Source organism: Novosphingobium panipatense (genome assembly GCF_900182875.1).
Classification (GTDB): Bacteria; Pseudomonadota; Alphaproteobacteria; order Sphingomonadales; family Sphingomonadaceae; genus Novosphingobium; species Novosphingobium panipatense.
In genome coordinates, this window is record NZ_FXUI01000001.1 from 305,312 (window position 1) to 322,828 (window position 17,517).

13 protein-coding genes are annotated in these 17,517 nt (G+C 64.9%); 5 read left to right on the top strand and 8 right to left on the bottom strand.

From position 1 onward, the window contains the following. Nucleotides 1-2: 2 nt before the first annotated feature. Nucleotides 3-2,909: a M16 family metallopeptidase gene (locus tag QOL62_RS01485; RefSeq protein ID WP_283404910.1), complete on the bottom strand. Its 2,907-nt coding sequence runs from the start codon at nt 2,907-2,909 to the stop codon at nt 3-5. An 82-nt stretch (nt 2,910-2,991) separates the two neighbouring features. Continuing rightward, the gene (locus tag QOL62_RS01490; RefSeq protein ID WP_283404911.1) at nt 2,992-3,447 is read right to left on the bottom strand and encodes a nuclear transport factor 2 family protein; all 456 of its coding nucleotides are present in this window, start codon (nt 3,445-3,447) and stop codon (nt 2,992-2,994) included. Between the two features lie 268 nt (nt 3,448-3,715). On the opposite strand from QOL62_RS01490, the gene clpB reads away from it, so the two are divergent. Further along, nucleotides 3,716-6,295, top strand: coding sequence for an ATP-dependent chaperone ClpB (gene clpB, locus QOL62_RS01495; protein WP_283404912.1), 2,580 nt, complete (start codon nt 3,716-3,718; stop codon nt 6,293-6,295). 65 nt (nt 6,296-6,360) lie between these two features. On the opposite strand, the gene QOL62_RS01500 is transcribed toward clpB, so the two are convergent. Together QOL62_RS01500 and QOL62_RS01505 are read right to left on the bottom strand one after the other, a co-directional pair. After that, on the bottom strand, nt 6,361-7,338 hold the full coding sequence (locus QOL62_RS01500) for a 2OG-Fe(II) oxygenase (protein WP_283404913.1): 978 nt from the start codon (nt 7,336-7,338) through the stop codon (nt 6,361-6,363). 87 nt (nt 7,339-7,425) lie between these two features. Next, nucleotides 7,426-10,638 (bottom strand): TonB-dependent receptor domain-containing protein, encoded by a 3,213-nt coding sequence (locus tag QOL62_RS01505; protein ID WP_283404914.1) that lies wholly within the window; start codon nt 10,636-10,638, stop codon nt 7,426-7,428. A 494-nt stretch (nt 10,639-11,132) separates the two neighbouring features. Here QOL62_RS01505 and QOL62_RS01510 point away from each other — a divergent pair, with 494 nt between their 5' ends. The 4 genes from QOL62_RS01510 to QOL62_RS01525 all read left to right on the top strand — a co-directional run bounded on the left by QOL62_RS01510 (nt 11,133) and on the right by QOL62_RS01525 (nt 13,556). After that, a complete protein-coding gene (locus QOL62_RS01510; RefSeq protein ID WP_103728627.1) occupies nt 11,133-11,918 on the top strand; it encodes an SDR family oxidoreductase in 786 nt (261 codons plus the stop codon). A gap of 6 nt (nt 11,919-11,924) precedes the next feature. Further along, nucleotides 11,925-12,572, top strand: a complete 648-nt coding sequence (locus tag QOL62_RS01515) for a TetR family transcriptional regulator (protein WP_103728442.1) — start codon at nt 11,925-11,927, stop codon at nt 12,570-12,572. Then, nucleotides 12,572-12,835 carry a hypothetical protein gene (locus QOL62_RS01520; protein WP_283404915.1) on the top strand — a complete coding sequence of 88 codons (264 nt, stop codon included), beginning with the start codon at nt 12,572-12,574 and terminating at the stop codon, nt 12,833-12,835. The genes QOL62_RS01515 and QOL62_RS01520 overlap by 1 nt, the downstream gene beginning before the upstream one ends. A gap of 100 nt (nt 12,836-12,935) precedes the next feature. Beyond that, nucleotides 12,936-13,556, top strand: a complete 621-nt coding sequence (locus QOL62_RS01525) for a DJ-1/PfpI family protein (protein WP_283404916.1) — start codon at nt 12,936-12,938, stop codon at nt 13,554-13,556. A gap of 13 nt (nt 13,557-13,569) precedes the next feature. Here QOL62_RS01525 and QOL62_RS01530 read toward each other — a convergent pair whose 3' ends face one another. The 4 genes from QOL62_RS01530 to QOL62_RS01545 are packed head-to-tail and all read right to left on the bottom strand — an operon-like array spanning nt 13,570 to nt 17,503. Next, nucleotides 13,570-14,586 (bottom strand): type II secretion system F family protein, encoded by a 1,017-nt coding sequence (locus tag QOL62_RS01530; protein ID WP_283404917.1) that lies wholly within the window; start codon nt 14,584-14,586, stop codon nt 13,570-13,572. Between the two features lie 9 nt (nt 14,587-14,595). Next, nucleotides 14,596-15,567 (bottom strand): type II secretion system F family protein, encoded by a 972-nt coding sequence (locus QOL62_RS01535; RefSeq protein WP_103728445.1) that lies wholly within the window; start codon nt 15,565-15,567, stop codon nt 14,596-14,598. 15 nt (nt 15,568-15,582) lie between these two features. Next, nucleotides 15,583-16,848: a pilus assembly protein CpaE gene (locus QOL62_RS01540; protein ID WP_283404918.1), complete on the bottom strand. Its 1,266-nt coding sequence runs from the start codon at nt 16,846-16,848 to the stop codon at nt 15,583-15,585. Nucleotides 16,849-16,852: 4 nt separating this feature from the next. After that, complete coding sequence (locus QOL62_RS01545; RefSeq protein WP_283404919.1) at nt 16,853-17,503, bottom strand: CpaD family pilus assembly protein; 651 nt, start codon at nt 17,501-17,503, stop codon at nt 16,853-16,855. Between the last annotated feature and the right edge of the window lie 14 nt (nt 17,504-17,517).

Here is a 17,517-nt window from a genome sequence, read left to right on the forward strand (position 1 = left end):
CCTTATTCGCCGTCCGTGGCGTCGTCGCCGCCCGTGGGGGCGGGGCGAACTTCTACGGGCAAACCGAGGCCCTTTAGCTGAGGTTCCACGATCTTGCGATCACCTACAATGATCCAGGTGAGATCGTTCGGCTGAAGGTACTGCCGGGCGGCGCCGCCGATCCGCTCGGCATCGATCCCGCGATAGGTCTGCGCGAGGCGGACGTAATAATCTTCAGGCCGGCCGAGGCGGTCATTCCGGATGATGGCCGAGAGGACAGCGGCGTTGGTTTCGAACTGAGTGGGCAGGGCGCGGATGGCACCCTCGGTCACGCGCTGGAATTCCTCGGTCGTGATTGGGCTGCGGGCGGGAAAGGCGCTCATGTTCTGGATGACGGCCCGCACGGAATCGCCTGTCCGGTCCGCCTGTACGGGCGCCATGACTTCTATCACCCGTGGCCCGCTGTTCTGAGTCACGCCGGAGCGCACGCCGTAACTCCAGCCTTTGTCCTCGCGAATGTCGGCGTTCAAGCGCGAGAGGAAGCCGTTGCCCACCACGTCGTTGGCCAGCATCAGCGGCTCCTCACCCGGTGTGCGCCCCGTCAGCGGCAGGACACGGCCGGCGAGAATCACCGACTGCGGCGAATTTGGTCGGTCGATGAGGACGACGCGCGCGCTTGGCGCAGGCACGGCAGCGTCCAGAGGCTTGTTCGGCCGGGGTGCGGCGGGCGCCTTCCATGCGCCGAAGGACTGCTCCAGCAGCGGCTTGAGTTGCTCCATCGTCACGTCCCCCACCACGGTGATGCGGGCGAGGTCCGGCCGCACCCACTTGGCATGGGCTGCGCTCAGCGCTTGCGGTGTGAGGGCGGCAAGCGAGGTTTCCGTTCCCAAGCCGTCACCTGGCTGCGCGTAGGGATGATCGCCGAAGAGTTCCGCATTCAGGGTGCGCCCGGCAAGTGCGCTGGGGGTCGACTGGGCCTGCGCCAACTCGGCCATGGCCTGCCCGCGCGCCCGCTCGAAGTCGGCGGGGGCGAAGGCCGGGTGGAGGAGCATGTCGGACGCGAGCGCAAGCGACGGCGCGAGGTTGGCGGAGAGAGCGCTCACGACAAGGCTGCTGCTGTCGAGGCTGGCATCGGTCCGGATGGACGCGCCGAGCCGTTCCTGCTCCTCCGCGATCTGAGTGGCGTTGCGCGTCTTCGTGCCCTCGTCGAGCATGTCGAGCATGAGGCCCTGCGTGCCCGGCGTATCGAGGGCATCGGCCGCGAAGCCGGCGTCGAAGTCGATGGCCATGACGAGCTTGGGCACGCCGGTCCTGCGGGCGAGCGCAACGGGGATGCCGTTGGACAAGGTCGTCCGCTCGATCGAGGGAAACGCCAGTGCGCCTACGGGCGCGACGGGCGGAGCCGTGCGCCTCGGAGCAGGGCCGATTTTCGCCGCCTTCGCGGATTTGGCGACCGCCTTTCGGGGGGTGGTATCCTCATCCCCCCACCCGCCCATCGTCGCGCCGTCTTCGGTGCGGACACCCGGGACGACGGCGAGCTTGTAGACGGGGCGGCCGAGCCATTTGCGCAGCGCCGCGTGCACGGTGGCGGGGCTGAGTGCCGCGATGGCCTGGAGGTCCGCCTTGTACTTGGCCGGGTCGCCCGAATAGACTTCGCCTTCCGCAAGGGTTGCGCCCTTGCCGGAGAACCCGCCGACCTGTTCAAGGCCGCCGATCTCGCCGGAGAGGACGCTGGTGACGGCGCGCCGCACTTCGTCCTCGGTCGGTCCCTTGGCGATGTATTCCGCCATCACCCGGTCCAGCTCGGCTTCTGCCGCCACCCGGTCGACGCCGGGCTTCACGTCCATGGTCGCGTTCAGGAAGCTCGATTGCTCGAACACCATGGCGGACGCGCGCACCGAAACCGCCATCTGGTTGCCGCGCACCAGTGCATTGTCGAGCCGGGAACTGGAAAGCCCGCCCAGGATGTGCATGCCGATGCGCAGGGCGACGGCGTCCGCGTCGTTGAGGCCCGGGCCGCTCCAGTCGCGGCTGATGCGCAGCACCGGAACCTGATCGGTCATCTCGCGCGAGACAGGGGCGGAGAGCGTTACCGGTCCGGCTGCGACGGGCGCCACCTCCGGCCCCCGCGGGATGGCGCCGAACCACTTTTCCACCATTGGTCGCGCAGTTGTCGCGTCGATGTCCCCGGAAAGGACCAGCACTACGTTGTTTGGACCGTAATGGTCAGTGAACCATTTCTGCACGTCCGCCAGCGTGGCGGCGTCGAGATCGGCCATCGAGCCGATCGTCGAGTGGCGGTAAGGGTGGCCCACCGGAAAGAGGCCTTCGGCGGTCAGGTACTCCGCAAGGCCATAGGGCTGGTTGTCGCCCTGCCGTTTTTCGTTCTGAACGACGCCCCTCTGCTTGTCGAGCTTGTCCTGGGTGACGGCCGGCAGCAGCGCGCCCATGCGGTCGCTTTCCATGAACAGTGCGAGATCGAGCGCACCCGTCGGGACGGTTTCGACGTAGTTCGTGCGGTCGTACCAGGTCGATCCGTTGGTCGAGGTCGAACCGGCACCTTCCAGCGGGATGTCGAAATTGGGGACGTTGGCCGAACCGCCGAAGAAAAGGTGTTCGTAGAGGTGGGCGAACCCGGTCTTGCCGCGCGGTTCGTTCTTGGAGCCGACCTTGTAGTACAGCGTCACGCCTACGATCGGGGCCTTGCGGTCCGTGTGGACGATGGTCGTCAGGCCGTTGGCGAGAACGAACTTTTCATACGGGATGTCGACTTTCGCGACCAGCTCCTGCGGCGAGGCGGCGGGCGCAAGGCCGGGGGCGGGGGGCGCTTCTGCCGAGGCCGCCGGTCGGCCGTGCGGAGAAGTGGTGCAGGCGGAAAGAAGAAGGGCGGCGGCAAGAGCGGTGACGCTCGACTGTGTGACGGATCGCATGAGCCGAGGTTAGCAGCTTGTTCTTTCGTGACCAGCAGGAAGTCTCGTGGTGGCCCCGGTAACGAACCGGGGCACTTCCCCGTCAGCCGCGCTTGAAGATCTGGCCGGAATCGAACAGCGTGATGCGCCATTCGCCGTCCTCATCGCGGCGGCACTCCATCTTCACGTCGGCCACGGCGAGCGGATCGCAGTAGCTGTCGAACGGGCCGTCGCCGAGCGCCGCGAAGAAGACGAGAAGGTAGCCCACCCGGGCGTGGTCGGCGTCATCGAAGCTGACCCGCAGGGAGGTGATGATGTGGCGCATCGTCATCAGGCCCGCTCCGGCCTTCATGGTTTCGGCGCGTCCCTGGTAGAAAGCTTCGACGTCCTTCAACCCTTCGCGCCATTGGCCACCTACGTTGTAGCGGACATCTTCCGCCAGGCAGTTCGCCGCGCCCATATGCAGGCCGTTGTTGATGTCGAGCTCATCGCCCCATTCGTAAATGGCCTGCTTGATAGCCAGCACGTCCGCAGCCTGTTGAGGTGTGAATTTCGCCATGCGCCTCGTCCCTTGGTTCTGTTGCCCCAAGGCTAGGCCACCCAATCCACCTGCGCCACGCCCTGATAACCGGCCGCCGATCATTACCGCCCCCGCGAAGCCTCTGGCATTTCTTCGTGGTGCTCCCATCTTCTGCCACAGGCCGGTTCCGGCAGCTTCTCTTGAGCGGGATACGATCCGATCGGGCGACACTGCGAAAACTGCGCTGTGGTCACTTGTGTTGCAAATCTGCAACACTATATTACGAGTTCAGGAGGCGAGTTATCCTATGAATCTCGAAAAGTTCACAGACCGTGCAAAAGGTTTCCTTCAGGCCGCGCAGACCGTTGCCATTCGCCTGAACCACCAGCGCATCGCACCCGAGCACATCCTCAAGGCCCTGCTCGACGATTCCGAAGGCATGGCGGCAGGGCTCATCAAGCGCGCCGGGGGCAATGCCACCTATGCTACGCAGGAACTCGACAGGGCGCTCGCGAAAATTCCGGCCGTCTCCGGCGGCGGTGCTGCAGGTGCCCCCGGCCTCGACAATGACGCCGTGCGCGTTCTCGATGCGGCGGAGCAGGCAGCGACCAAGTCCGGCGACAGCTTCGTCACCGTGGAGCGGCTGCTTCTGGGTCTTGCTCTTGCGAGCACCACGGCAGCCGGCCAGGCGCTCAAGGCGGCGAACGTCACGCCCCAGGCGCTGGAAGCGGCGATCACCGAACTGCGCGGCGGCCGTACCGCCGACAGCGCCGGTGCGGAGAACGCCTACGACGCCATGAAGAAGTACGCCCGCGACCTCACGCAGGCCGCGCGCGACGGCAAGCTTGACCCGGTGATCGGCCGGGACGAGGAAATTCGCCGCACCGTGCAGATCCTCGCGCGGCGCACCAAGAACAACCCCGTGCTGATCGGCGATCCGGGCGTCGGCAAGACCGCCATTGCCGAGGGCCTCGCGCTGCGCATCGCCAACGGCGACGTGCCTGACAGCCTCAAGGACCGCCAGCTGATGGCGCTCGACATGGGTGCCCTGATCGCTGGCGCCAAGTACCGCGGGGAGTTCGAGGAACGCCTGAAGGCCGTGCTTGACGAGGTAAAGGGTGCCGAAGGCCAGATCATCCTGTTCATCGACGAGATGCACACGCTGATCGGGGCCGGCGCCTCCGAGGGCTCCATGGACGCAGGCAACCTGCTCAAGCCCGCCCTCGCGCGCGGTGAGCTGCACTGCATCGGCGCGACCACGCTCGACGAATACCAGAAGTACGTCGAGAAGGACGCCGCCCTGCAGCGCCGCTTCCAGCCGGTTTTCGTGGGCGAGCCGACGGTCGAGGACACGATCTCGATCCTGCGCGGGCTCAAGGAGAAGTACGAGCTGCATCACGGCGTGCGCATCACCGATGGCGCGATCGTGGCGGCGGCGACGCTGTCCAACCGCTACATCACCAACCGCTTCCTGCCCGACAAGGCGATCGACCTCATGGACGAGGCCGCCAGCCGTATCCGCATGGAAGTGGAGTCCAAGCCCGAAGAGATCGAAAAGCTGGATCGCCGCATCATCCAGCTCAAGATCGAGGAAATGGCGCTCAGCAAAGAGACCGACGAAGCATCGAAGGACCGCCTGGCCACCCTGCGGGAGGAACTGGCGAATCTTGAACAGCAGTCGAGCGAGCTGACCACCCGCTGGCAGAACGAGCGCGACAAGATCGCCGCCGAGGGCAAGCTGAAGGAACAGCTGGACGCTGCACGCAACGAACTGGAACAGGCCCAGCGCGGTGGTGACTATGCCCGCGCTGGCGAACTGTCCTACAGCACGATCCCGCAGCTGGAGGCCAAGCTGGCCGAGGCGCAGGCCTCTGCCGGCAACGCTCTGCTGCGCGAGGAAGTGACCGAGGACGACATCGCCGGCGTCGTCAGCCGCTGGACCGGCGTGCCTGTGGACAAGATGCTGGAAGGCGAGCGCGAAAAGCTCCTCAAGATGGAGGAAGTGCTCGGCGCGCGCGTGATCGGGCAGAAGGACGCGGTGGCGGCCGTCTCCAAGGCGGTGCGGCGCGCGCGTGCCGGCCTGCAGGATCCGAACCGTCCGCTCGGCTCGTTCCTGTTCCTGGGCCCGACGGGTGTGGGCAAGACCGAGCTGACCAAGGCGCTGGCGGGCTTTCTGTTCGACGACGACACCGCGATCGTGCGCATCGACATGTCGGAGTTCATGGAAAAGCACGCGGTCGCCCGCCTGATCGGCGCGCCGCCGGGCTACGTCGGCTACGAGGAAGGGGGCGTGCTGACCGAAGCGGTGCGCCGGCGGCCCTATCAGGTCGTCCTCTTCGACGAGGTGGAGAAGGCGCACTCCGACGTCTTCAACGTGCTGCTGCAGGTGCTTGATGACGGACGGCTGACGGACGGGCAGGGGCGGGTGGTGGATTTCACCAACACGCTGATCATCCTGACCAGCAACCTGGGCAGCCAGTACCTGGCAGGCCTGGACGAGGGCGTGGACGTGGCCACGGTCGAGCCGCAGGTGATGGAGGTCGTGCGCGGGCATTTCCGGCCTGAGTTCCTCAACCGCCTGGACGAGATCGTCCTGTTCCACCGGCTCGGCCAGGAGCACATGGCGCCGATCGTCGACATCCAGGTCGACCGTGTCCAGAAACTGCTGAAGGACCGCAAAATCGTCCTCGACCTGTCGGAGTCAGCAAAGCGCTGGCTCGGGCGCGTTGGATACGACCCCGTCTACGGCGCCCGCCCGCTGAAGCGCGCGGTGCAGCGCTACCTTCAGGACCCGCTGGCGGAAAAGCTCCTCGCCGGCGAAATCCCCGATGGCTCGCACGTCCGGATCGAAGACGGCGACGGCGCCCTGGTGATGACGGTGGAGTGAGTAACGCGCTCGGCAGCAGCAATGCAGTCACGGGGCCGCGCTGGTCGCGGCCCCGTCGTCGTATTCTAGGCGGAGGATTGAGTCCAAACGTCGAACGGCTTTGCCCTGATCCAGCGCGTGGCTGCCCATTTGGCACCTTGGCGAACAGGTGCGCTGGCATGGCGGCTGCGCGTGTCGGGTGAGCCGTCAGGCAACGTGTTGGCGAAAGCCACCAGGTCTCCGCCGCCTCCCGCGATAGAAAGGTTCTGTTCGGGAAAGCAGGTCTCGCCACCGATGTATCCGGTGTTCAGGTAAGCCAGCGCGGTGACGATCCGCTGGTTGGAGACGTGGGGCAGAGTGTCCATATGCGGCAGATACTGTTGTCCCGGTGCGTAGTGGAGCACGTTGAGCGGTTCGCCCTGTTCAACCCCTGTTTCCGTCGCCTGAGCAATCCGGCGCATAAGGGCCTGCAGGGGAAGTGTCTCCCGTGTTGGCCCCACCACAGCCGCCGATGATGTGCGGACCGGATGGGGTCTCAAGCGCCCTGTGCGGGGATCGGCCACCGTAGAAGGCGCAAGAAGGTCGTGCACCGACATCGCCAGATGGGCGCACTCTTCGGGCGTGAGGAACTGGCGCCACCGCTTTACCTGATATCCTTCACCCATGCGCTCCGGTTCCGGCATCTGCCGCGGGTAGCCGGCTTCGTCGAGGTCCATGCGCGAGAGGAGGGCAAGATCCTGGGCGGCCACGCCTCCGTGAAGGTCGGCCGCCTCCTTCAGGATCTTCACCGCGCCTTGCCAGTCGGGCCGGGCGCCCGTTCCGTTCGCCGTCAGGGCGGCCTCCGTCAGTGCCGCATCAGCGTTGCCGGAGAGAGTCGCCTGGCGCAGCAGGCGGCGCGCTTCGGGAAGGTCGCGCGGCAATGGCCTGCCGATCAGCCGCCACCGCGCAAGCAGGCTGAGACATTCGCCATCGCCACGCGCGGCGGCCTCCTCTGCAATGGCGACAGCATCCTGGTGCCGACCGTTGTCCAGCGCGGCTTGGGCGCGATCACGAGCTTGAGTCATGACGTTCGTTCTGACCTCTGGAAGCTGCAAAGAAAAGGGGCGGCGGGATAACCCGCCGCCCCTCGAAAGCCACTGTGATCGAAACGATCAGAAGTTGGCCGTGACGCCCGCGTAGAAGTAGCGGCCCATGTTCGGGTACACGCCCGAACCTTCGCCGATACCGGTCAGACCATACGGAGGCATTTTGTTGAAGACGTTGTCCACGCCCATGTAGAACGAGTAGTCCTTGCTGATTTCGAAAGCAGCGCGGATGTCGTGATAGAACACATCCGGGTACTTCTTGATCGGTGCGTAGTCCGCGTTCTGCGGCGGTACGCCATTCAGCGGATTGTAGTCCTCGTAGGTGTTGAGGTACATCTTGTCGAGCCAGCGCAGCTGATAGCCGAGCTTGACGGGACCAGTCTGGAAGGTGGCGTTCAGGGTCACCGAATCCGACGGGTAGCTCAGCTCGTTCATCAGACGATCCTTGAAAGTCGGATCGCTGGGATCGGTGAACTGGTCCATCTTCAGGTAGTGAGTCCAGTAGGCCGACAGCGAGAGGCGGCCGAAGTCGAACGCGTGATCATAGTTGATCTGCGTGTCGATACCGCGCCACTTCAGCTTCGCGTAGTTAAGCGAGCTCTGCAGCAGCGAGCCTTCCAGGATCTGGTACGGCTGCTCACCGCGCGGACCACCGGTCGCGCCTGCGCGCTGGAACAACGGGCAGAACGAGTTGTCGAGGCTGGCCGAGTCGTAGCAGAGGTTCGCGATGTCCTGAGCGTCAACCGAGGCGATCACGTCATTGACGGTGATGTCCCAGAAGTCGACCGAAACCGAGAGACCTGGCACCCAGCGCGGCTGGATGAGAGCGCCCACTGTGAACGAGTCGGACGTCTCCGAGCGAAGATCCGGGTTGCCACCGCTGATGATCTCAAGCGACGACGAGTAGTTGTAGTCGTAGCCCACCGGCACGCCGGCTGCGCGGCAGTTCGCTTCGCGGTTGGCCGAACCAGCCGCAATGTTGCGCTCAGAGCAAGGATCCGTGAAGCTCGGAGCGAAGTTCTGGCCCGCTGCCGAGTACAGCTCGACGAGGTTCGGTGCGCGAACCGAGCGCGAGTAGGTGCCACGGAAGGTGAGGTCCTGAACCGGGGTCCAGATCGCCTCGCCGCCGTAGGCCCAGACCGTACCTGCCGAACCCTTGTAGTCCGAAACGCGAACGTTGCCGCGCAGGCTGAGGGTTTCGAAGAACGGCCTGTCCTTCAGGATCGGAAGCAGGATTTCGCCGTAGGCTTCCTTCACTTCGAACGCCGGTGCCGAGAAGGTCGGGATGGCGTTGTAGAACGCGTATCCGGCCTGCGTCACGTCATCGAGGTCGTAGCGGACGGTCTCACGGCGGTATTCACCACCGACCGAGAAAGCCACCGGACCACCCGGCAGGTTGAAGAACTCGCTCGTGTCGCCCGAGACATAGCCCATGATGTCGAACTGACGCATGCGACCGGTCGCGAGGCTGCTCGTGAGGATGTAGTCACGAGCCGCCTGGGAAACCGAGCCCTGGCCGAACGGATTGAGCGGAACGCACGACGAGATATCGCCGGCGAGCAGATTCAGCGGATCGCCGATACCGCTGACCGGACGGGCAGCCGTAGGATCGATCTGCGAACGGCAGACGATGTTGCCATTGGCGTCTGTCGTCGAGTCAAGTGCCAGCAGGTAACGCTGAACATTGACGTTGCCGCGGATCAGGTTGCGTTCCTTGTGCTCACCGTAGTTGACGGTGAACTCATACTTCCAGTCGTCGTTGAAGTCGCCGCGCAGGCCACCCACGATGCGGAAGGTCTCGCGCTTGATCTCTTCGTCGCGAACTCCGAAGTCGAGCCAGTTGCGTCGCAGATTGAAGCCGAACGTGCCGTTGGCAATCGCGGCCTGCTGTGCTGCAAGCTGCTGCGCGGCCGTGGTTACGACCCCGTTCGCATCCGTCACGTCACGGAATGCCGCACCGGTGTTTACGTTCACGGTCGAAGCCAGGAACGTGTCGGTCAGCAGTTGACGTGCGTTGGCGTTGAGGTACGGGTTGTCGAGACGGACACGCTCACGGGTGTCGCCTCCCAAGGTGGTTCCCTGCGAGAAGAACGGACCGCTCTGCGAACCACGTGCGTCGGTGCGGCTGTACTTCGCTTCGAAGAACGGCACGAGAGCCGGGGTGATCTCGTAGTGGCCGGTCAGATTGACGGTGTAGCGCTTCAGGTCAGGCGAGAGCGCCGTCAGGCGGCCTTCGCGGTTGCTGGCGCCGTTGCCGCCAAGGAAGCTGCCGTTGGGGCCAAGGCCGATGCGCTCCCCCGTCTGCGGGACAAGGCTGCCGTCCGGCTGGAACTGATAGTTGCAGGTGAAGGCAGAACCGTTGCTGCCGCGGCCGCACAGTGCGCTGTTGGGGTTGCCGTAGGCAGCGACCATGCCGCCGAGCGAGATCGTCGCGGAGCGGATGTCATTGTAGAAGGTGCGGTCGAACACGCCGTCCGAACCGTTCGGGGTGCCGCCGGGGTCGGTGTCCGTGGTGACCCAGCCGCGGTTGTTGCGCAGACCGGGACGACCCGAAGCGTAGAAGTCGTCCGAGTGCGAGTACTCGGCGGCCAGGGTGATGTTGCCGCGACCTTCCGAAAAGTTCTTGCCGGCGACGACCGAAACGAACTGCTTGCCAGCGTCGCCGTAGTTCGAAATGCCGTTCTGGCCACGAACGCTGACGCCGTCGAAGTCATCCTTGAGGATGAAGTTCACGACGCCGGAGATGGCGTCCGAACCGTATACCGCCGAAGCGCCGCCGGTCACGATGTCCACGCGCTCGATCAGGTCGGCCGGGATGGTGTTCACGTCGACCGAAACGGCGTTGACGAGAACGTCGCTGCCGACATGGCGGCGGCCGTTGACGAGAACCAGGGTACGCGAGGTGCCAAGACCACGAAGGTCGAGCAGGTTCAGGCCGCGCGTGCCGAGGAAGCGGGTCGAGTTCGCCTGGCTGTAGTTGCTGCGCAATTGCGGCAGTTCGTTCAGCTGGTCGCCCACCGAGAGGTTGCCGCTGCTGAATACCTGCTCACCCGTCAGGATAGCGACCGGATTGGCAGACTGCAGGTTCGGCACGGCGATGCGCGAGCCGGTAACGACAATCGCTTCGCCCGCGTCTGCCGGGGCGGTCTCAGGAGCGGCGTCCTGAGCGTAAGCCGTGCCGCACATCAGTGCCAGGGCCGAAAGGCCGGCAGCGCCGCGCAATGCGGCGGCAGGAATGAATGCGGAGCTCAGAAGCAGCCCGCTTCTTCCAGACTTCATTTTTGTGTCCCCTTGATTGATGGCAGACCCGGAAAGACCCGCCGCTCTCGACTGAAAATGCATCGAGAAGAATGGCATCGTGCCCATGCTGCCCCGATCCGCAACTAAAAATGGCCACGCTGCGCAATTTTTGACGATGCCGTGGCAACGGTGCAACAACATCAGGCAACATGCGGCGTCCTGATCATTCCGATCAGTTATACTGGACGCAGCATTCTGTATGTTGAGCGCGTTGCCTGAAACCGTTCGCCGCTCGCGAGCCGAGGGCTGACGGACCGGGAAAAGCGTGGCGCGGGGCGCAGACCATCGTGCGAGGGCGGTTCGTTTCGACGGGTATGTCGCGTCACGCCGGGCGGGCAACAGCTTCCGGGTGTAATCACCGCCTCGGCGGATTGACGCCCCCGGAGCGCTCATTTAACCGTGCAGTTAACGTCCGGTCGGCAGGGCGGCGACGGTTCCGATTGCCGGAACTTCTTCTGGGGGAGGTAGAACACGTGATACTGGACAATACCGTGGCAGCAGTCGTGACCGGCGGGGCTTCGGGTCTCGGGGCGGCTACGGTTCGGGCGCTTTCGGCCAAGGGTGTGAAGGTGGCCATCTTCGATCTCAATGCCGAGGCCGGAGAGGCGCTGGCGGGTGAAATCGGGGGTGTGTTCTGCGCCGTGGATGTCACGAACGAGGAGAGCGTCGTGGCTGGCTTCGAGAAGGCGCGCGCAGCGCACGGACAGGAGCGGGTGCTGGTGAATTGCGCGGGCATCGCGCCGGCCGCCAAAACGGTGGGCCGGAACCGGGAAACGGGTGAGACCCGCGCGCACGACATGGCCTTGTTCGAGAAAGCGATCGCGATCAATCTGGTCGGCAGCTTCCGCTGTCTTTCCAAGGCGGCGGCCGGTATGGCGGCGCTGGACCCGGTGGACGCTGCCGGTTCGCGTGGCGTGATCGTCAACACCGCCAGCGTGGCCGCGCAGGATGGCCAGATAGGGCAGGCCGCCTACGGCGCGTCGAAGGGCGGTGTCATGGCGATGACGCTGCCGGTGGCACGCGATCTGATGGGCGACGGGATCCGCGTGAACACCATCCTGCCGGGCATCTTCGAGACGCCGATGATGGCCGGAATGCCGCAGACGGTGCAGGATGCGCTGGCCGCGATGGTGCCGTTCCCCAAGCGTCTGGGCAAGGCGGAGGAATACGCCAAGCTTGCCTTGTTCATGATCGAGCACGATTACCTCAACGGGGAATCGATCCGCCTCGACGGCGCCATCCGCATGGGACCGAAGTAAGCCCGCATGAAGAACACCGCCGCCTCTGCGCCCGCTGCCGTGGACGGTACTCATGCAGGCGCGCGCGAACTCCTCCTCAGCACCGCAAGCGCGATCATGCGGGATGGAGACGTCATCGACATCTCCCTCTCGGAGCTCAGCCTGCGCTCAGGGCTCAATTCGGCGCTGGTGAAATACTACTTCGGCAACAAGGCCGGTCTGCTGAAGGCACTGCTCGACCGCGACTGGCAGGCCATCGTGGCGAGCGTGGACGCCCTCGTCGCGAAGGACGGGTGGGAGCCGGAGGCCAAGTTGCGGCGGCACTTGTGGAAGGTGGTCGACACCTTCTACGAGGTGCCGTACCTCAACCGCCTCACCATGCGCATGGTCAGGGAAAGTGACGATGCCGGCGCGCGGCGCATCGCCGACTGCTACCTTTCGCCGATTTACCGCGCGTACGAACAGCTGATCGGCGATGGCGTGCGCGCGGGTGTCTTCCGTGAGGTGGACCCCCAGCTGTTCTACTTCACCGTGACCGGAGCGGTGGATCGCTTCTTCTCGGCCAGGCTCGTGCTCAAACACTGCTTCAATCAGGACACGCTGACCGAAGAACTTCGCGACCGCTATCGCGAGCATACGATCGACATCATCATGGCGGGCATCCTCGCACGCTGATGGCCCGGCGAAGGAAGCGTTACCTTACCGCCACCATGGCGGACGGCTACGTGAAGACGATCGGCCCCACAGCCGATCCCTTTACGCATTACTGGCGCGTGGTGGCAGACCTGGAAAACGGCAGGACCGAGGTTTTCTGGGGGCACACGCGCTCGCTCGCCGAAGCGAAGAAGAAGCGCACCGCGCTTGCAGAAGCGGCGCGGATGCGCGGATGGAAGAACTACGCCTTCGAAGTTGTGGAACTGGTCGAGAGCGAGGCCTGAGTCGCGCGGCGTCAGGCCGTAGCGCAAATCGCGTGCATGACTGCTGCCAAAGCCGCGCACTTGCGCTATGGCCGCATACCACTTGGCCTTGGAGGCATTCATGCACATCGCGGTTCTGACGTTTGACGGCTTCAATGAGCTGGATTCGTTCGTCGCGGCGGCGATCCTCAATCGCATGAAGACGAGGGGATGGGCGGCCTTCATCACGTCTCCCACCGAACAGGTGACTTCGATGAACGGCGTGACCGTTCAGCGACAACGTCCGCTTGAATTCGCGGCAGAGGCTGATGCGGTGCTGATCGGGAGCGGCATCAGAACGCGCGAGATCGCAGGGGACGGCGATCTGCTGACGCGCATCCGTCTGGATGCTTCGCGCCAGTTGATCGGGGCCCAATGCTCGGGAACGCTCCTGCTTGCCCGGCTGGGGCTGATCGGCGATCTTCCGGCCTGTACCGACCTCACCACTAAGCCCTGGGTGATCGAGGCGGGCGTGAACGTCATCGATGCGCCGTTCGTCGCCCACGGCAACCTGGCGACGGCGGGGGGCTGCCTTGCCTCGCAGTACCTGGCGACCTGGATGATCGCACGAGGCGCTTCGCTGCCTGACGCGCTCGAGGCGATGCACTACGTCGCGCCAGTAGGCGAAAAGGCGCTTTATGTGGAGCGGGCGAAAGCGGTCGTCATGCCCTTCCTCGAACCGGCGGGATGCCTTCCGGCCTGAGCGGGACTGCCCGTCAGCCGTTCGGCGGCTGCGGATCTCCGCCCGAAAAGGCGTCGGCGATGGAACAGGCGGCCGGTCCAAGGATGACGACGAACAGCGTCGGCAGGATGAAGAGGATCAGCGGCACGGTCATGATCGCGGGAAGGCGCGCGGCCTTCTCCTCGGCGCGCATCATGCGCTCGTTGCGGAACTCGGCCGAAAGGACGCGCAGCGAGGAGGCGAGGGGCGTACCGTAGCGTTCGGTCTGGATCATCGTGGTGACGACGCCGCGCACGGCATCGAGGTTCACGCGATAGGCGAGATTTTCAAAGGCGTGTCGGCGCTCGGTGAGGAACGAGAGTTCGATCGCGGTCAGCGAGAACTCGTCCCCCAGTTCGGGATAGGCCCGTCCCAGTTCGCGCGCGACCCGATCGAACGCCGCGTCGACTGTCAGACCTGCTTCCGCGCAGATGACCAGAAGATCCAGCGCATCGGGTAGCCCCTTGCGGATGGCGTCCGTGCGCTTGGTAACCAGGTTCTGGATATAGATGTCGGGTCCTTTGTAGCCGACCAGCACGGCGACGGCGAAGGCCATGAATTTCTTGAGCGCGGACCAGTCCGGGAAATAGTCGATGCCGTAGATGACCAGCCCTGCGATGCCGCCGAGCACGATCGGCGTCACGAGCCGCGCGAGGACTACTGCGACGGCCCATTCCTTGTTGCGGATGCCGGCCTGCGCCAGCTTCTGCTGGATCTCCGTGATCTGGCTGTCCTGCAGCATCCGCGCACGGCCGAGGAATGCACCCATCTTGTCGGTTGCATCGTTGCGACGCACGACGCTCTGGCGCTTGCGAGGCGCGTTGATGATGCCGGCCTTGAGCTGCTCACGGCGATCGTTGAGTGCCTTGACCCGCTTCTGCATGGGGTCGCGGATCGTGACGGCCGAGTAGATCGCGACGAAAACCGCCAGAGCGGCAATGACGGAGAGCAGCGTTCCGACGGTTGTGACGTCGAAACCGAGGAGGGTGGGACCGGCGGGTTGGTTGAGCATGTGCGGTCCTCAGATCTCGAAGCTGACCATCTTGGCCATGATGAAAGCGCCGATGCCCATCCAGATGGCACCTCCGACCCCGGCCACCATCAGGCGCTCGTCGATGAAGAACTCCCCGATATACTCGGGATTGATCCAGTAGATCATGGCAAAGACGATGAACGGCAGGGAGCCGACGATATAGGCGGATGCCTTGGATTCCGAGCTCATGGCGCGGATCTTGAGCTTCATCTGCGCGCGCTTGCGCAGCACGTCCGACAGGTTGGCGAGAGTCTCGGCCAGATTGCCGCCGGTCTCGCGCTGGATGGCAAGCGTGATGACGAAGAAGTTGAACTCGGGCATCGCCAGCCGGTCCGCCGTGGCCTGGAGCGCGTCTTCCATGGTCTTGCCCACTTTCATGCGATCCGTGACAAGCTTGAACTCCTCACCAACGGGGCCCGGCACCTCCTGGGAGACGAGGGCGAGCGTCTCCGACACCGGAAGCCCCGAGCGCAGGCCGCGCACCAGAAGGTCGATGGCATCGGCGAACTTGGCGGTGAAGGCGTTGTTGCGGCGCTTGATGAAGGTGTTCACCACGAAGTGCGGCAATCCCGCGCCGACGAAGATGCCGAAGGCCAGCGCAAGGAGCAAGGCTCCGGTCTGCAGGAAAACCAGCAGGGTCACGAATGCGCCGAGACCCAGCGAACCGTAGACGTACTGCGGGATCGTCCATTTCAGGCCTGAGCGGTCCAGCCGGACGGCAAGGGCTTCCGCGCGGGAGGCCGAGCCGGCGATCTGATGGATGCGGGGCTTGCGCGCGGCGACGGCGCGCCGCATCTGGGCTTCCAGCCGATCGGTGGCGCTGGAGGCGTGGCGATAGCGCACCGATTTGAGGCGCCGGGTGGCCTCCTTCCTCGGCGAAGGTCCGGAGAAGAGCGCCCAAAGGAGCAGCGCGACACCGGAGAGACCGGCCGCGACTATGATGACCTGCAGGTAGTTCATAGTCCTTACCCGACCTTACGAAGGCGCCTGGGCCTTCTTCTTCGCTCTTGGCATCATCGCCTTCAGATCGAACTTGCCCAGAAGCGATGGCTTGGGCGGAACCACGTCAACACCGACGTCGATGATCTCGCGGGCGATCTCGCGAATGACGCTGGCGCCCTTGGTGGCCGTGTTCGCCTCGGCAAAGGTCTGTCCCAGCTTCGCGGCCATGGATGCGGCCTTGAGATCGTAAGGGATCGTGAAGTCGATCGGCGTTTCGATCGACGCCTCGAAGTCGGCCTTGCTGATTTCGGTGAAGTTGGGCTGCACCTTGTTCGCGACGATGATCAACCGGGCCTGCGGGGCTTGGGACTTGAACCACGACAGCAGGCGGATGGTGTCCCGCGCTGAGGCCAGCGTCAGCTCCGTCACCAGCACGGCCACGCTCAGGCTGGGCGCAAGCTGCGGGAAGTTGATCAGCATGTTGCGCGGCAGGTCGAGCACTGTCACTTCGAACGCCTGGCGGAACTCGGTCTCCAGCTGGACGAAGGCGGAGCCGTCCGTGAGGAGCGGCGAACTGATCGGCGCCTCGGCAGAGAGGATGGCCAGATGGTCGTTCACCCTGACCGTCGCGCGCTCGAGGAACAGGCCGTCGATACGGCTGGGGTTCTCGATTGCGTCCGTCAGGCCGCGCCCGGGCTCGAGATCCATGGTGAGGGCGCCGGTGCCGAAATGAATGTCGAGGTCGAGCAGCGAGGTCGCCAGCTTGTTATCGGTGCTGAACAGCCAGGCCAGCGAGGTGGCGAGGGTCGAAGCGCCGACGCCGCCGCGCGTTCCGATGATGGCGGCGGCCACGTGGTTCTTGGCCGCGGAGGGGTCCACCGTGCGCGGTGCTGCGAACACGGCCTGCGCCTGTGCCAGCGCATCGCGAACGGTCGCGGGCTGCAGCGGCTTCAGCAGGTAGTCGTGGATGCCGCTGGCAATGAGGTCGCGGTAGAGGCGCACGTCGTTGACCTGGCCCACAGCGACCACAACCGTGCCCGGCTCGCAGACTTCGGCCAGAGCGTTGATGTCGCTCAGCGGGTCGCCGCTTTCGGAAAGGTCGACGAGCAGAATATTGGGGCTCGCGGTCACCGACAGCGTCTGCACGGCGTTGCGCAGGCCGCCCTTGAAGCACTTCTCCGGCTGCCAGCCCATCTCCTCGACGATGGGACGCAGAACCTCGAGCGAGGCTTCGTCGCACATGAAGGAGGCGAACTGGTCGCGACCGGCGGAACCACCGGATTTCCAGGGGGCATTCATGGCGTCAGTTCCCTCCGCCGGTGCTGGAAGTGGAGGTCTGTGAGACCGTGTTGCCCTGGCCCGTGGCCGGAGCGGTGCGGTACGCGCTGATCGCGCGGTTCGACGTCATCGCCGCGGTCGAGCCCGTGTCGTTCTGGCCGCGCACCAGATCCTCGGGGTCCGCGACCATCGCCGCGAGGTTCGAATTCGTCGCGCAGCCATAGTTCGACGACAGGCCATTGTTGGGATTGCCATCGCTCTTGACGGACCAGTCCGGGCATCCCGGCACCGTCGCAACCGCGCGCGAGACGGTGATGCGGGCGACGCCCGAGGGCACGGTGCCGGTCGGCGCGGAGGCATCGTCGATGACCAGTCCGAACCGCTGTGCGGCCATGGCCACGGCGTTGCGGGTGGTCGGGTCCATGTCCGGATCGTCCACGAGGATGCGGTCACCGTACTTGAGGCCGAGCGTCTCGAACCAGCCGGCGAGACGGGCCTGTTCGCCATAGGCGAGGCCACCGCCGGCCGTGGTCAGGTCCAGGGAATAGCTGGTCTTCTCGACTACCGGCTGATGAACCGAGTACATCGAGCGGTTGGTCGGCACGCCGGCGCAACCCGAAAGGACAGCGCCGAGCGTTGCAGCAAGAGCAGCGGTGGCGAAAGGCAGATTGCGCATGGAAATCACCTTGA

Excerpts from the sequence above, each read along its gene's own strand:
- QOL62_RS01520 (WP_283404915.1), top strand. The coding sequence starts at position 12,572 with ATGGCCCGGCGAAGGAAGCGTTACCTTACCGCCACCATGGCGGACGGC.
- QOL62_RS01545 (WP_283404919.1), bottom strand. The coding sequence starts at position 17,503 with ATGCGCAATCTGCCTTTCGCCACCGCTGCTCTTGCTGCAACGCTCGGC.
- QOL62_RS01535 (WP_103728445.1), bottom strand. The coding sequence starts at position 15,567 with ATGAACTACCTGCAGGTCATCATAGTCGCGGCCGGTCTCTCCGGTGTC.
- QOL62_RS01515 (WP_103728442.1), top strand. The coding sequence starts at position 11,925 with ATGAAGAACACCGCCGCCTCTGCGCCCGCTGCCGTGGACGGTACTCAT.
- QOL62_RS01500 (WP_283404913.1), bottom strand. The coding sequence starts at position 7,338 with ATGACTCAAGCTCGTGATCGCGCCCAAGCCGCGCTGGACAACGGTCGG.
- clpB (WP_283404912.1), top strand. The coding sequence starts at position 3,716 with ATGAATCTCGAAAAGTTCACAGACCGTGCAAAAGGTTTCCTTCAGGCC.
- QOL62_RS01525 (WP_283404916.1), top strand. The coding sequence starts at position 12,936 with ATGCACATCGCGGTTCTGACGTTTGACGGCTTCAATGAGCTGGATTCG.
- QOL62_RS01505 (WP_283404914.1), bottom strand. The coding sequence starts at position 10,638 with ATGAAGTCTGGAAGAAGCGGGCTGCTTCTGAGCTCCGCATTCATTCCT.
- QOL62_RS01485 (WP_283404910.1), bottom strand. The coding sequence starts at position 2,909 with ATGCGATCCGTCACACAGTCGAGCGTCACCGCTCTTGCCGCCGCCCTT.
- QOL62_RS01540 (WP_283404918.1), bottom strand. The coding sequence starts at position 16,848 with ATGAATGCCCCCTGGAAATCCGGTGGTTCCGCCGGTCGCGACCAGTTC.
- QOL62_RS01530 (WP_283404917.1), bottom strand. The coding sequence starts at position 14,586 with ATGCTCAACCAACCCGCCGGTCCCACCCTCCTCGGTTTCGACGTCACA.
- QOL62_RS01490 (WP_283404911.1), bottom strand. The coding sequence starts at position 3,447 with ATGGCGAAATTCACACCTCAACAGGCTGCGGACGTGCTGGCTATCAAG.